General features: G+C 48.7%; 10 protein-coding genes. 6 read left to right on the plus strand and 4 right to left on the minus strand.

All coding sequences use genetic code 11. The features are described 5' to 3' along the window. Together BLU97_RS04140 and BLU97_RS04145 are read right to left on the minus strand one after the other, a co-directional pair. Positions 1-2,507: BspA family leucine-rich repeat surface protein (locus tag BLU97_RS04140; RefSeq protein ID WP_175456299.1), on the minus strand; the 2,507-nt coding region annotated here is incomplete at its 3' end. Between the two features lie 390 nt (positions 2,508-2,897). Continuing rightward, on the minus strand, positions 2,898-4,967 hold the full coding sequence (locus BLU97_RS04145) for a DNA topoisomerase 3 (RefSeq protein ID WP_074760408.1): 2,070 nt from the start codon (positions 4,965-4,967) through the stop codon (positions 2,898-2,900). 133 nt (positions 4,968-5,100) lie between these two features. Between BLU97_RS04145 and BLU97_RS04150 the strand changes: the two genes are divergently transcribed. The 6 genes from BLU97_RS04150 (at position 5,101) to BLU97_RS04175 (ending at position 13,548) form a co-directional block, all read left to right on the plus strand. Then, positions 5,101-6,417: a glycosyl hydrolase family 8 gene (locus tag BLU97_RS04150; RefSeq protein WP_074760409.1), complete on the plus strand. Its 1,317-nt coding sequence runs from the start codon at positions 5,101-5,103 to the stop codon at positions 6,415-6,417. 136 nt (positions 6,418-6,553) lie between these two features. Beyond that, complete coding sequence (locus tag BLU97_RS04155) at positions 6,554-8,716, plus strand: TonB-dependent receptor (protein ID WP_074760410.1); 2,163 nt, start codon at positions 6,554-6,556, stop codon at positions 8,714-8,716. Positions 8,717-8,729: 13 nt separating this feature from the next. Further along, the gene (locus BLU97_RS04160; RefSeq protein WP_074760411.1) at positions 8,730-9,950 is read left to right on the plus strand and encodes a DUF4374 domain-containing protein; all 1,221 of its coding nucleotides are present in this window, start codon (positions 8,730-8,732) and stop codon (positions 9,948-9,950) included. Between the two features lie 375 nt (positions 9,951-10,325). After that, positions 10,326-11,414, plus strand: coding sequence for a porin (locus BLU97_RS04165; RefSeq protein WP_139208796.1), 1,089 nt, complete (start codon positions 10,326-10,328; stop codon positions 11,412-11,414). Between the two features lie 34 nt (positions 11,415-11,448). Beyond that, the gene (locus BLU97_RS04170) at positions 11,449-12,978 is read left to right on the plus strand and encodes a sodium:solute symporter family transporter (RefSeq protein WP_074760412.1); all 1,530 of its coding nucleotides are present in this window, start codon (positions 11,449-11,451) and stop codon (positions 12,976-12,978) included. Between the two features lie 33 nt (positions 12,979-13,011). Next, positions 13,012-13,548 carry a TlpA disulfide reductase family protein gene (locus BLU97_RS04175; RefSeq protein WP_317039885.1) on the plus strand — a complete coding sequence of 179 codons (537 nt, stop codon included), beginning with the start codon at positions 13,012-13,014 and terminating at the stop codon, positions 13,546-13,548. Positions 13,549-13,582: 34 nt separating this feature from the next. On the opposite strand, the gene BLU97_RS04180 is transcribed toward BLU97_RS04175, so the two are convergent. Then, the gene (locus BLU97_RS04180) at positions 13,583-14,731 is read right to left on the minus strand and encodes a cytochrome d ubiquinol oxidase subunit II (protein WP_074760414.1); all 1,149 of its coding nucleotides are present in this window, start codon (positions 14,729-14,731) and stop codon (positions 13,583-13,585) included. Next, the gene (locus BLU97_RS04185; RefSeq protein ID WP_074760415.1) at positions 14,728-16,260 is read right to left on the minus strand and encodes a cytochrome ubiquinol oxidase subunit I; all 1,533 of its coding nucleotides are present in this window, start codon (positions 16,258-16,260) and stop codon (positions 14,728-14,730) included. Before BLU97_RS04185 ends, BLU97_RS04180 begins: the two co-directional genes overlap by 4 nt. Positions 16,261-16,273: the final 13 nt, after the last annotated feature.

The raw sequence follows: 16,273 nt of genomic DNA on the forward strand, positions 1-16,273 counted from the left end.
TCGTTCTCTTTAGCCACCTTAAACCAAGTGTTTCTGGTCCAAGCCGTACCAACATTGACAGCCTTAGCCAGCGTCACCATATCCTGCACATTATTAATAAGGTATGGATTCTCCTTGCTGGCTGGCTGCGTCGGGTCGGCAAGCTTTAATGCCGTCTCGCAGGTGGCTTCTACGTTCGTGGGATAGTTCTGTACTTCGAAAGCCCACGACTCATCCAGCTGTTCCTTGTTGCGGACCAGCTTTTGTACATCGCCGTTTGCATCTTTGTAGCTGATCGTTACAGAAGTCAGTTCATAGCCAGGATCTGGTGAGCCGATGATGGTAAATGCCTTGGAGTAGAGGTCGTAACTCCATGTCAGAGTCTTGCCTGTATGACCAGGATTCATTGTGGCGAACAGTCCTCCTGTGGCTGACATAATGTATGCGTTGTCAGTCTGGTTGACTCCAAAACCGTATCCTGTCAGTTCCTTGGCGCCTTGCTTTGCTGTTATTGCCTGACCGTTATAGTAGTTGCCTGTACCACTGCAAGTGTTGACCGAACCAACCATCGCTCCAATAGCACCAGCTGTTGCAGTAATACTGATGGTTTCATCCTTGCTCAGAGCCATACCAACGGTGTTGTTGTTCATCTCTACTTTGCCGTTCCCGTAGCCTGCATGGCCCATCAGGCCGCCTACATCGGTATAACCACTAACGTTGGCATTACTTGTACAGTTGGTAATAGTTCCTGAGAGCATATAACCAATTAGTCCGCCCACTTCAGAAGCAGTACCCGAGGCTGTTACAGTAGCCCCGTTGTTATGGCAATTGGTAATGGTAATACCCTCGGCATAGCCGGCAAGTGAACCTAAATAGGTGTTGTTGCTGGAGAATGAAGAACTCTTGTCGATGTGGATATTCTCGATTGTGTGTGTCCAACCGCCACTCGCATAGCCGAATACACCTGTATAGGTTGTACCTGTGAGGTTCAAATTCTTAATCGTTACGCCATTGCCGTCGAAACTACTGGTGAACTTGTTTGTGGATGTTCCGATGGGTTCGAAGTCGGTAATGCCATCAAAGTCGAATACTTCGTTTGCTGTAGCTATTTTAATCCAGGTATTCTTCGTCCAATCCTTTCCGGCATTCACAGCCTTTGCCAGTATTACCATGTCGGCCACATTATTAATAATATAGGGATTCTCCTTGCTGACCGCATTTGCAGGGTCGTTAGGACGGATGACAAAAATCTGCTTGTCGTTATAAGTGGTAAAGATACCTCCCAAACATCTGAAACCATCGTCTTTCTCTTCAACATAGGTGCTGAGATCTATACCATTACCAGTAATCAGCGTACCGTTTGTGATGAAACTGAAGATATCCTGATTGATGATAGGATACATGCCTGAGGCTGGTGTGGTATTTACGATTGTAACCGTTCCTTTTGACATTGCTGTGCAGTTCTTGAACATATCGGTAGTGTTACAATCTTGGGCGATATAGAACATATCGCTGATAGTGAGGCTTGACAGACTGCTACATCCTGCAAACATTTCTTTCGTCGAGGTGCATCTGCTTGTGTTCAGATATGTAGCATCAACTGTGGTGAGTTTAGTAAATCCGCTGAACCATCCTTCGCAACTGGTAACTGGTGCTGATTTAAATGATGAATCAAATACGACATTTGTTACTGTTCCTTTGGTTTCGGAGTTCCAATCGTCTGTTATGTCCCATGATTGTCCTTGTTCAGGTTTTTCGCCATAGGCAAATGTTAATGTCTTGCTATCGTCGCTCAGTGTTACGTATGGTTCGGCAGTTGAATTGAATCTGGTGAACATTCCGCCCCAATAATAAACGTTGCCCATGTTGTCGCGCATCACACTATAATCTAGCAGGTCTTTGGGGTCTGTCATCAGAGTGCCTTGTGTGAAACAGGTAAAGATGTACTGCTCAATAACAGGCGGAGTTGTGCCCTTCACCGTTAGCGTCCCGTTTTCCAACGCATCACACCCTTTGAACATGTCGTTGGCGTTAAATTCAAACTCATCGCCATAGGGACTGATACCTTTTTCAGGAACATAGAAGTTGCTGCCTATAGTCAGGCTTGCCAAACTGCTACAGCCTGCGAACATCTCTTGCGTTGATGTGAAATTACGCATGTTCAGGTTATCTATTCCTGAGATGGATGTTAATTTGCTAAATCCATTGAACATGCGTGCGCCTCCCTGACTCATCTGCATCCTTCCAACATTATACATGCTTGGCTCAATAACCACTGATTCTACATTATTTTGGCAATCAGTAACGAATTGTGCAGTTTCATCATCCTGATAGTTACCCATTTGCTCTTGCTGGTAACTGGCATATGAAACCATACGGGCCTGCTGGCTTAGTTGTTGGAAATTCTCAGGTTCTACACCCTGGAGGGTAAGCGTCTTGAGATCTTTACTTAGAATAACAACCGGTTGCAGCATAATCTGTTCGCCAGAAACCTCCACATAGTTTAATGCGTAATCAAATGTAGGCATCACAAAGGTATATTGGTGTTCTTCACCTTCAACCTTTGTTGTGCTAATAGGTTCGTATAAATTGTTATTCTCTCCACTAACTTTGTATACTTTTAGCTTAAAATTGCTAGCTCCTGTACTCTCTGTAATGGTTACAATATCTCCAGGTTTGGCATATTCTGGTGTCCAGCTGTAGAGATGAGACATCGACCCACCTAAGATATAGTAAGTTCCTTCTGGTATTTGAGCCCACGTAAATGTAATTAACGTTGTCAAAATGGATAATAGTAATAGTAGTCTTTTCATATAGTTATATTTTTAGTTTGGTTTTGTGCAAATATAAGAAAAAAAAGCGAGATACTTACTATTATATAGTAAAATACCTCGCATTTTATGTTTTATTAGGAAAATCTATTCAAGCGGTGCGCGGAATGTACATCCTTCTTTCCAGCGGGAGCAGCCATAGGCCGTTTTGCCCTTGATGATGTGACCCTGACCGCACAGAGGACAAACATCGCCCTCTTTCACGCTGCCAGCCTGGGCTTGGGGTGTTGCCTCCTGTTGCTTGGGGGCTGCTTTGGTTTTGCGGGTGGCCTTGGGCTTGGGGGCCGTTTCGGCCTTAGGCGATTTCACCTTCTTCAGGTCGGCATCTGTAAGAACGGTTACACGACGATTGGTACTATCGGTCATCACCTCGTTGACAATCTCGGTTACCTGCTGTTTCAGTTCCTCGATAAACTGCTGGGCATCGTACTTCTGGTGCTCGATGTCGCGCAGCTTCTTCTCCCAGATACCTGTGAGCTCGCAGCTCTTGAGCAGTTCCTCGCGAATCAGGTCGATGAGCTCGATACCTGTCGGGGTGGCAATCAGACGTTTGCGTTCGCGCTTGATATAGTGGCGCTTAAACAGCGTTTCGATAATACCGGCACGACTTGATGGGCGACCGATACCATTCTCCTTCATGGCGGCGCGCAGGGTCTCGTCCTCCACAAACTTACCTGCTGTTTCCATCGCGCGCAGCAGCGAGGCCTCGTTATAGTAAGCGGGTGGGGTAGTCCACTTTTCAGACAGCGTAGGCTTGTGGTCGCCACTCTCGCCCTTAACGAAGGTAGGAAGGGTTCTTTCTTCATCGGTATTCCCCGCCTCCTCTTCCTCTTTCTGCACCTTTCCGTAAATCGCACGCCAGCCTGGATCCAGAATCTCCTTACCAGTAACCTTGAACTCAACCGTTTCGTCGCCCTTGACCTCGCCAAGAACGGTGGTGGTTGAGAACTTACAATCGGGCAGGAACACAGCGATAAAGCGGCGTGCCACCAGGTCGAATACCTTGCGCTCGAGATCGGTGAGGTTCTGTGGCACCACGCCTGTTGGGATGATGGCATGGTGGTCGGTCACCTTCGAGGTGTCGAACACGCGCTTGGTCTTCTTCAGCGTCTTACCACCAATGGGCTTGATGAACTCAGCGTAGGGCTGAACGCCGTCGAACTTGGTCTGATACAACCCGTTGAGCGTTTGTGGGCACTTGGGGTAGATATCATCCGAGAGGTACTGCGTATCAACACGGGGGTAGGTGGTGTACTTCTTCTCGTACAGACTCTGTATGAGGTTGAGCGTCATCTCAGCCGAATAGCCGAACTTGCGGTTACAATCCACCTGCAGCGAGGTAAGGTCGTACAGCTGTGGGGGCTGCTCCTTACCCTCTTTCTTCTCAACCTTAGTTACCTCGAAAGGCTTGCCCTCGATGGTGGCAAAGGCTTTTTCGCCCTCTTCCTGCGAGGTGAACTTTCCCTTGGTAGCCGTAAAAGTGGTATCGCGATAAACGGTGGCCAGCACCCAGTAGGGCTCGGGCTTGAAGTTCTCGATCTCCTTCTGACGGTTGACGATGAGCGCCAGGGTAGGCGTTTGCACACGACCGATGGACAGCACCTGACGGTTCTGACCGTACTTAAGTGTGTACAAGCGGGTGGCGTTCATACCCAGCAGCCAGTCGCCAATGGCACGGCTCAAGCCTGCCAGGTACAAAGGCTGGTAATCGCCCTGATCCTTCAGGCTGGCAAAACCCTCCTTGATAGCCTCGTCGGTCATCGACGAAATCCACAAGCGCTTAACGGGGCAGGTGGCCTTGGCCTTCTGCATCACCCATCGCTGGATGAGTTCTCCCTCCTGTCCGGCGTCGCCACAGTTCACGATACCATCGGCCTTCTGCATCAGGCCCTCGATAATCTTAAACTGCTTCTCGATACCCTTATCGTTTATCAGCTTAATGCCAAAACGCTGGGGTATCATGGGTAGTTGGGTGAGCGCCCAGGGTTTCCAGGCTTGTGTATAATCGCCAGGCTCCTTCAGCGTACACAGGTGTCCGAAGGTCCACGTTACTTGGTATCCGTTGCCCTCCATATATCCATCGTGCGAGCTGTTGGCCCCCAAGATTCTTGCTATATCACGAGCTACACTCGGTTTCTCTGCTATACAAACAATCATATTCCTTTATTTGTAATTTTGGATGCAAAGATAGTGTAAATCGGCCGAAATACCAAATTTATCACTTGATATTAAACTTTTGGCGCGTTTTTTCGTCATTTAGTATAGAAATTAATCACATTATTATATTTATATGAGAAAACTATTTATTATCGCTATCCTAATGGCCGCCACTACCGTAGGGCATGCCAAGTGCCGTAATGTGTTTGTTGAGATGGGCTACCAGCCTGCTCAGGTGGATGCTAAACTGAAAGAGGTGTTTAACGACGTGTTTCGTGGGCCCAACAAAGTGTATTTCGAGGTGGGCGACTCGATGGGTTATGTATCCGACATTAAGAACCACGATGCCCGTACCGAAGGTATGTCGTATGGTATGATGATTGCCGTGCAGTTTGGCGAGAAAGATATATTCGACCGCTTGTGGCGCTGGAGCAAGAAGTACATGCAGCACCAGAGTGGCAACCGCGAGGGCTATTTTGCCTGGAGCTGTAAGACCGATGGCACACGTAATGCCGAAGGTGCTGCCAGCGATGGCGAGCTGTACTTTATCACAGCCCTGATTTTTGCCTCGAACCGTTGGGGCGACAACACAGGCATTAACTACAAGGCCGAGGCGCAGCACATATTGAACTGCATTCAGCCTAAGGAATATACCCCTGAGCCACGTCCAGCTGGTTTCCCCAGCTTCGGTCCGCAGCAGCAGGGCCCTCAGAAGATGTACCTCATCGACCCTGAGACCAAACTCATCACTTTTACCCCTGATGGCTTTGGTAACCGCTATACCGACCCTTCGTACCACATTCCCGCCTTCTACGAGGTTTGGGCCAAGTGGGCCGACGACGGCAGAGCCGACCTGTGGAAGGAGTGCGCCCAGAAGAGTCGCGAGTTCCTGCACAAGGCCACACATCCTGTAACAGGACTGAATGCCGATATGTGCCAGTATGATGGTAGCGAGATGCAGATGCCCCGTTGGCCAGGCATGCCTCAGCCCAAGCCGGGCGAGAAGCCTCGCCGTAATGGTAGCAACAACTTCCGTTACGACTCGTGGCGTGTGCCCATGAACATTACACTCGACTACGAGTGGAGTGGGGCCGATGCTGAGTGGCAGCGTGGTTATGGCGAGCGCATCCAGAACTTCTTCTACTCGCAGGGCGTGGATAAGTTCGTTGATCAGTATCGCCCTGATGGTTCGCTGCCCGAGGAGAACGAGATATTACAAGCTGGCGGTTTCCGCAAGCTGCGCCATAGCATCGGACTGGTGAGTACAGTAGCCGCTGCCTCGATAATGTGTAAGCATGCCAAGAGCAAAGAGTTTGTTGATGCCCTTTGGAATGCCAAGCACGAACCCTTTGAGGATGGCTACTTTGATGCCTACTACGATGGCTTATTAAGGTTGTTTGCATTTATGCACTTAAGTGGGAATTACAGAGAGATTATTCCACATAAGTGATGACGAGCCCCGCCGAGATGGTGGGGCTTTTCATTATTTTTAGGTATTGTGGGTATTACTGAATTGTTGTACCTTTGCACCCGCTTTCAAGCAGGAAAAAATACTAAGGTAAAAAAGATTAATTTAGTAATACAAAATGCGCAAAATCAACACAACAAAAATGCTGTGCGCAGTGGCTGGACTTGCTTTTTGCTCTCAGACTCTGGCACAGACCGATCTTCATGATTCTATCGATTTACACGAGGTGCAGATTGTAGGCAAAACCAAGGCCCGCAAGATGCACGAGCAGGCTTATGCCATCTCGGTAGTAGATCTGGCTACTAAGTATCAGAGTGCGTCGGCACTCAATCAGGTGCTCAACACCGTTACATCTATTAAAATACGCGAGGACGGCGGACTGGGCTCGAACTACAGCTTCGCCATGAACGGTTTCTCGGGCAATCAGGTAAAGTTCTTTATCGATGGTATCCCCATGGACAACTTCGGCTCGTCGTTCAATCTGGCTAATATCTCAGCCAACATGGCCGACCGCATCGAGGTGTACAAGGGTGTGCTGCCCGTTTACCTGGGAAGCGACGCGCTGGGTGGTGCCGTTAACATCGTATCGCGCACCAATGCCAACTACCTGGATGCTACCTATTCTGTTGGCTCATTCAATACCCATCGTGCTGCTGTGAATGGCGTTTACACATCGAAGGGCGGATTTACGCTGCGCGCCAATGCGTTTGCTAACTATTCAGATAACAATTATAAAGTGTATGCACCTATCGTGAACCTTTCTACCAACAAGCAGGAGGGCGAAGAGTGGGTGCGACGATTCAATGATGGCTACCAGTCGTACGGCTTGAAGCTCGAGGCAGGTGTGGTCCGCAAATCGTGGGCCGATTATCTATTGTTTGGTGTTATTGCTTCGGCCGATAAGCGTAACGTACAGACTGGTGCCACTATGGATGCTGTGTATGGTGGCGTGAAGAATCGCAGCTGGAGCCTGATTCCCAGTGTGCGCTATAAGAAGAACGACCTGCTGCTGCCAGGTCTCTCGCTCTCGCTCTACGGCACCTACAGTATGGTGAACACCTATAACGTGGATACCTTGGCGCGCCGCTATAACTGGTATGGCGACTATGTGGCCAGCACCAGCGCAGGCGAGGCTTACCTGACAGATGCTACCATCCGCGAGCGCCAGTGGCAGGCTAATGCCAACCTGAGCTACATTATCAACGATCATCACTCGCTGGTTCTTAATAACGTGTTCTCGGCCAACCGCCGCAAGAGCAACGACGAGATGTATCCCGACGACGAGATGAACAACGTGCCCCAGCAGCTGACAAAGAATATCACAGGTCTGGGCTATCAGATACGTTATAACCGCTGGAATGCCAACGTGTTTGGAAAGATGTACCGCCTGTACAGCTCGACCAATAAGTTGATGGATCAGTTTACTGAGAACCAGCGTTGGGAGAAGCTGAGCGACCGCAAGCAGCGTTACGGCTATGGTGCCGCCGCTACCTATTATATCCTGCCATCGCTGCAGGCTAAGGTGAGCTTTGAGCGTGCCTACCGTATGCCCGAGGCTGTTGAGATGTTTGGCGACGGACTGGTACAGAAGGCCAACCCCGACCTGAAGCCTGAGAGCAGTAACAACCTGAATGCCGGATTGCTGTACGATCAGACCTTTGGTGCCCATCGCGTGCAGGCCGAGGTGAACTACATCTATCGCGACACCAAGGACTTTATCCTGAAGGGCGTAACCATGTCGAGCAATCCTACCACCAGCTACGATAATATCGGCAAGGTGCAGACACGTGGCATCGAGGCTTCGCTGGGCTATGCCTACAAGCGCAACTTCCACATCAATGGTAATCTCACCTATCAGAATATCAAGGACAAGATGAAGTATCAGGAGTCGCAGAACACCTTCGTGGGCGATGGCATCAGCGAGAACATCACCTACGGTCAGCGTCTGCCTAACATCCCTTACTTCTTTATGAACGGGCACGCTGATTACCAGTTCTTTAATCTGGGTGCCAAGGGTAATAGTCTCACCCTGAACTACGACATTCAGTATATTCACGACTACTATCTCTCGTTCACAGGTCTGGGTGCCAAGGCTACCAAGAAGGTGATTCCTGAGCAGCTGAGTCATAACATTTCGGTAGGCTACAGCCTGTGCGATGGACGCTACAGCGTGGTGGCCGAGTGCAACAATCTGACTGATGCCAAGCTGTACGATAACTACCGTTTGCAGAAGCCTGGCCGCTCATTTAACATCAAATTTCGTTATTATATAAGTAAGTAAAACTCAGTAAGATATGAAAAATTACTTTAGAAATTCTATCATATTGGCCGCTATGGCCGTAGGTGTCCTGACATCGTGCAACGACGATCTGGCAGCCGAGCAGGAAACACCTAACGCCCCCTATGTTTTGAGTCTGGGCGTAACATCGAATGGTAACACCACTTACTATGTGGTTAGTACCGATAACCTGATGGAGGGTACCATTAATGCCGTGGGTAAAGGCATCGAGCAGAATGGCTATCATGATTACCAGAAGGGTGGTAACAGCATCTTCTGTATTGGTGGTATGGGCGTTACCAGCGCCACAGCCGTAGTACGTGGAGCCGATGGCTTGCTGAAGGAGCAGGGCGAGTTTGTGTTTGATAACTCGCTGAGCGGATTCTGTCAGGTGGATGACAACACAATGGTTGGACTGGAGTTGCCTACCAATAAGGAGAGTGGTTCGCAGCTTACTTTCTATACCGTTGATGCCAACACCGCTGCCATCCTCTCGAAGAATACCAATACTGCCGTTGATCCTATCGACCGTCTGGACTGGCCTTCGATTACAGGTATGATGTATAGTGGGGGAAACCTGTACGTAACCTACACCCCGATGAACAGCCTGACCTTTGAGACGGCTTATACTGATACCTGCTTTGTGGCTGTTTACAGCTATCCCGACATGCAGTTTGTAAAGCTGATGAAGGATACCCGCGTGGGCCCTGGCGGATCGTGGGGTGCGTTTAACGGTTTGATGAAGGACGAGAACGATAACCTGTACGTGATGTCGAACTCGGCTATCTCTAATGGTTACTCGCAGAGCACTAAGCACGCAGGTTTTCTGCGTATCAACAAAGGCGAGACTGAGTTTGATGCCGATTACTTCTTCGACTTCGAGGCCCTTACAGGCGGTTTGAAGCCTGCCCACGTGGCTTATGTAGGCAATGGGTTGGTGTTTGCCGAGGTGAGCACTCTGAACCCGCAGACAGCCAGCGACCGCTGGGGGGATAAGAGTTTGAAGTGCTGCATCATCGATCTGGTGAACCAGACGGTAACAGATGTAGAGGGCATACCCGTACATAATGGCAACGGCGGACGACGTTTTGCATATTTAACCGAGGGAAATAATGTATACCTGCCAGTATCCACATCTGATGGAGTTTATATCTATCGAACCGACGTAACTACAGCCCAAGCTGAACGTGGTGCGAAGGTTTCAACTACATTCGTTGGTGGTTTCTTTAGACTGTGAGTTGACGACGAAATGGGGAAAAATGCTGTCTGTTTTGGAGTATTTTATGTTTAAAAAACGGTAAAAGTCACATTTTAAACAAAATTTAACGTAATTTTTTTGTTTGTTCCAAAATCTTGTTGTATATTTGCAGCAGAAAAAGATTTTAATGGTTAAGGTTTATGGTTGATTAATTTAGTTTTTTAAGTAATTTTTTTGAGAAAGAGGTTCGTTGTGAAACGAGCCTCTTTTGATTTGTTCAGGTACCCAAACTGTAGGTAAATGATGCATAAATATTAAATTCTATAAGAAATTTGCGAATATTTTTGGCAAATTGAAAGAAAAGTAGTAATTTTGCTGCCGCAAGGAACTAAATAATCAGAAAAAGATGACTAAATGAAACGTAAAACTTGCAAACTGAAAACGCTTGCTATCCTGGCAGCAATGGGATTGTGCACCATGGCAAACGCACAGCAGAAAGACAGCGACATCGACTGGATGAAGGATTTTACCAGTCGTATTACTCTGAATGGTTATGCTCAGGGCGGATGGAGTTACCAAGATCCTAATGGGCAGAAGACCAATGCTTACAACCTAAAACGTACGTTGCTTTGGGCAAAGGCCCGAATCACCGACAGATGGTCGTTTATGTTTATGCACGACTTCTCGAGCGTGGTTCAAGAGTTCTACACCGATTATCGTTTATCAAAAGGTAATGAGATGACGGTGCGTTTAGGACAGTTTAAACACTCGTACACGATGGAGAACCCCATGAGTCCTACGCAGTTGGAACTGGTGGATGTGTACTCGCAGGCTGTATTGTATCTGGCAGGCGAGGGCCCCGATCCGCTGAATGGCGTAAACTACGGTCGAGATATGGGATTGGAGGTTTATGGCGATCTGGCTAAAGGCGTGCTGCACTACGAACTGGCGCTGATGAGTGGTCAGGGTATCAATCGTAAGGACCTGAACAATCAGAAAGACTTTATTGCCAAGTTGGAACTCCGCCCTGTAGATGGCTTCCGCGTGGTAGCATCGGGTTATCTGGGTACAGGTTGTGCCGTGGGTACAGCCAAGTGGAACCCTGATATCCAGGTGGGCGATAACTATAAGCGTAATCGCTACAGCATAGGTGCTGAGTACAAAACACAGGCCTATACGGGTAGTAAATATAAAGAGGCGCGCCCAGCATCGGTACGTGCTGAGTGGTTAGGCGGACAGGATGGTAAGGTGGGTAGCCGAGGTGGTTACGTTACAACCTGCATACCTGTGGTTGATGCACTCGATATCGTGGCAAGTGGCGAAACCTTTGATCGTAACACCAAGGTAGATGGCTGGGATCAGACCAATCTCACCATCGGTCTGCAGTACTGGTTCTACAAAAAGTGCCGTATGCAGCTGCAGTACACCCGTTGCCTGTGTGGCGAGAATATCAGTAGTAAGGACTACAACTGGGTGCAGGCTCAGATGCAGGTAGCTTTTTAGTTGACAATTGAACATTAAAGATTGAAAATTAATTATGGTTATCAAGATACTTTTTACAGTAATATTTTTGGCCGTGATGATTGGGGTGGGGCTTTACACCCGCAAGCAGGCCAGTAGTGTCGAAGGTTTTGTGTTGGGCGGTCGCGCCGTGGGCCCATGGCTCACAGCCTTTGCCTTCGGAACCAGTTATTTCTCGGCTGTTGTGTTCGTAGGTTATGCCGGTCAGTTTGGCTGGAAATACGGATTGTCGTCGGCCTGGATTGGTATTGGCAACGCCATCATCGGTTCGCTGTTGGCCTGGCTTATCTTAGGTCGTCGTACCAAACTGATGACCCAGCATATCGAGAGTCGCACCATGCCTGATTTCTTTGGCACCCGCTTTAACGATCAGGGCTTGCGTGTGGCAGCATCAATCATCGCCTTTGTATTCCTTATTCCCTATACCGCTGGTGTATATAGCGGCATTTCGCGCTTGTTCGAGATGGGATTCAGCATCCCTTACGAGTATTGTGTGGTAATAATGTCGATACTCACAGCAGTATATGTGATTTTAGGTGGATATAAGGCTACGGCCATGAACGACTTTATTCAGGGTATTATCATGCTGTTTGGTATTGTGGCTGTGATTGTGGCTGTGCTTAATGTGCAGGGCGGTTTGGTGGCTGCTGTCGATAAGTTGGCTGCTATGCCATCTGATGCCGACCCAACGATGAATGGTGGTTTTGCTACGCTGTTCGGTCCCGATCCCTGGGGCTTGTTAGGTGTGGTTATCCTGACGTCGCTTGGTACGATGGGATTGCCACAGATGGTGGGTAAGTTCTATTCGATTACCGATGAGAGTGCCATCAAGCGCGGTACCGTTATCTCAACCGTGTTTGCCTTTATCGTGGCTGGTGGCTGCTACTTCTTAGGTGGCTTTGGTCGCCTGTTTGGTACGCCACCCATGCTACCCAATGGCAAGCTGGCTTTCGACTCGATTGTGCCTTCGATGCTGGTTACATTGCCCGACATATTGATTGCTCTCGTTGTGCTGTTGGTGCTGAGCGCTTCGATGTCAACCTTGGCTTCGTTGGTGCTCACTTCATCAAGTACTATGACGCTCGACCTGATTTATCGCGATAAGAAAGCGTTGCCAGGTGAGGTAGAGGATGGCGAGATTAACGATATCGTATCCGAGAAGGTTGAGCGTCGTAAGGTGGTTGTGATGCGTGTGCTCATCATGTTCTTTATCGCCATTTCGTTGCTCATCGCTCTTAACCCACCAACGTTTATTGCCCAGCTGATGGGTATTTCGTGGGGCGCTTTGGCTGGTGCATTCCTGGCACCATTTATGCTGGGTTTGTATTCACGTCGCATCACCACCATGAGTGTGTGGGCTTGCTTTGTTTGGGGCGTTGGTCTTACCGTTGTAAATATGTTGGCTGGCAACCCCATCAACCCCATTAACTGTGGTGCCATTGCGATGGTAGGTGGTTTCCCTGTGGTTTGGTTGGTAAGTATGTTTACTCGCCAGATGTCGAAGGCCCGTGTGGATGCCATTTTCGAGTGCTACAAGAAATATTAAACATTATACATTAAAGATTAAAAATTAGACTTTATGAAGAAATCCGTTTTAACCGTTACATTACTGGGGGTGGCCATCACATTGATGGCTGCCTCGTGTGCCAACAAACCAAAGGCTGCTGCTGCCCCCGTTACAGAGGCTGCAGAGGTGGCTGTGGATGGCGAACTGGCGCCCGATTTTGAATTGCCTAATCTGCAGGGATCTACTACCAAGCTGTCATCTCTGCGTGGCAAATATGTAATACTCGACTTCTGGGGATCATGGTGCGTTTGGTGCATTCGTGGCATTCCCAAAATGAAAGAGGCTTATACCAAGTATAAGGACAAGATGGAGATATTAGGTGTTGACTGCCGCGATACTGAGGAAAAGTGGAGAGCTGCCGTTGATGAGCACCAGTTGCCTTGGTTGCAGGTGCGTTGTCCTGATGAGCAGTTGCAGACTATCGCAGCACAGTATAGCATCGAGGGCTTCCCCACAAAGGTTATCATCGATCCGGATGGTAAACTTGTAAGAACGGTAGTAGGCGAGGATCCCGCTTTCTACACCTTCCTTGATGAGCTGTTTAAGTAAATAATAATCCCCGCCAAGCTGGCGGGGATATTGTTTAGTATGCGTGATCGTCACCTTGGAGTTCTTCCTTGGTGATTTTCTTTTTGTCGATAGCGCGCCAGGCGTAGATGATGTAGGCCAGTACAAATGGTACTAACAGCGATACATAGAACATGGTGCGCAAGGTGAACTCGCTGGAGCAGGAGTTAACCAAGGTGAGCGAACTCTGCAAGTCGGCTGTCGAAGGATAGTAAGCAGTATGGTTCCATGCGCAGCTAAGCAATAGCGCCAATACGGTTAGAACGGTACCTATGCCTGCAGGCCAGATACCACCATGATAACTCTTGCTGAAAATGGTCTTGCCAATACCATACAGCACCAATACTACACCTATTAATAATAATACCAGCAGGTACCACATCTCCAAGAAATTGTTCAGATACTTGTAGGGTTCCATGTAGATAACGCCCTCGTCGTTGTAGGCAAATCCGTCCTTCAATAGCACATGTACCAGATAGGCCACAAATAGCAGTAGGAAAGGTACGGCTGCACCCACCAATCGTACGCTGCCACGCGAACGGATATCCTCATCGGCCACATTGTTCATCACGTAGAGTATGCCTAAAACACGTGCTAGGAACACCACAGCAAAGCCCAGTACCAGTACCCATGGATTCAGTAGGGCATCCAGTCCGTGCGAGGCATTGGCCCAACGGCTGATGATAGGTGTGATAGCCCCAGCATCAACCAGATTGTCCTTGGCGATAATAAAGTTGGAACCCTCGAAGAAGGTGGCTACAGCACCACCCAACAGCAGCGGACCAACGATACCATTTAGTGTAAGGAAGAATTGAAACGTCTTGGCCCCCAGTAAGTTACCAATCTTGTTCTGGAACTCGTAACTAACGGCTTGCAGCACAAAAGTAAACAGGATAATCATCCACAACCAATAGGCGCCGCCAAAGCTGGTAGAGTAGAATAGGGGGAACGAGGCAAAGAACGCACCACCAAAGGTAACAAGTGTGGTGAACGTGAACTCCCACTTGCGACCAGTAGAGTTATACACCAGTCGGCGTCCCTCTTCGGTATAGCCTAACGAACGGGCTACAGAATTGGCTCCCTGAACAAAAAGCAAAAATACCAGTATCGCTCCTAATAGCGAAACGATAAAACACCAATAATGTTGTAAGAAATCGTATGTCATAACTCTGGCCCTTTCTTAATTTGTTTAAGTAAAATGTTAATCTCAACCGCCAGCATGGTGGTGAAGAGTACGAGGAACAGGAAGAACGTAATGATAACGCTCTGTGACTGCAGATCGCTCACCGATGCCCATGTGGGCAGCATGTCCTGGATGGTCCATGGCTGGCGTCCGAACTCGGCTACCAACCAGCCGCACTCTGAACCGATATAGGCCAGCGGGATGAGCAGGATGGCTACCCAATAATGCCAGGCGGGTAGGGTGGTAATGTCGTACTTCTTGAACAGCGCCTTGGGGAACTTGTAGGTTACAGCCAAGATAACTGCAAAGAACAGAATGAATAAGCAACCTACACCAACCATCACTCTGAATGCCCAGAAGTTAACCAGAACAGGTGGTACCAAGTCGGCTTTATCCTTTACATAGCCGTAACCAAAGTACTTCATGTTCGAATTGATAATTGACAATTGATAGTTGATAGTAGAGTCGGGAGCTCCTTCGGCTTTGGCCTTACGATAGGCAGCAAGTGCCTCGATGGCCTTCTTGCCTCGTGCAATCTTCTCGTCGGCACTTGGCTCAGTCTTACCATCGGGTGTGGTATAACCGTTCAGCAAGTCGTTGATACCAGGCACATATCCCTTGGGATCGTTGGTGGCCATGATACTCAGACCGTAAGGTATCTCGATGCCCTCGATAAGCTTCAGCCCTTGTTCGGTTCCGCCATCGTAAAGTGCCTCCATAGCGGCCAGCTTCATGGGCTGAACCTCGGCCACATCCATACCCGACTTATGACCGGTAGCGCCTGCCAACAGGGCTGCCACCAAACCTACGCCTGCACCAATCTTCATGCTCTCTACGGCCAGACGGGTGTGACGTTTCTTCATCAGATACCAGCAGCAAACGCCTACGCAGAAGATACCGCCGATAATCCACGATGAGGTAACGGTGTGGCAGAATTTAGAGATAGCGAAGGGCGAGAGGGACACTTCGGCAAATGATACCATCTCGTTACGCATGGTGTCGGGGTTGAACTCACAACCCACGGGGTATTGCATCCAGGCGTTGGCCACCAGAATCCACCAGGCCGATATCGTGGCACCTAAACCGGTAAGCCATGTTGATGCCAAGTGGAAGCCTGGCGAAACTTTTTTCCATCCAAAGTACATCACGGCTACAAAGGTGCTCTCCATAAAGAAAGCCACAATACCTTCAACGGCCAACGGGGCACCAAAAATGTCGCCTACAAACCAAGAGTAGTTACTCCAGTTGGTACCAAACTCAAACTCGAGAATGATACCCGTGGCCACACCCATGGCGAAGTTAATGCCGAAAAGCTTCTGCCAGAACTTGGCAGCCTCTTTCCAGAACTCATCTTTTGTTTGGTAATACTTGGTTTCAACAATACCCATGATTACCGCCAAACCCAGCGTCAGAGGCACGAAGAGCCAGTGGTAGATTGCCGTCAGCGCAAATTGTGCTCTCGACCAGTCGATCGTTCCGGCATCAATGTTTAGTAATAGGTTTTGTAGCATAATTATAATGTTT

Origin of the sequence: Xylanibacter ruminicola (assembly GCF_900107775.1) — a bacterium.
GTDB classification, from domain to species: Bacteria; Bacteroidota; Bacteroidia; order Bacteroidales; family Bacteroidaceae; genus Prevotella; species Prevotella ruminicola_C.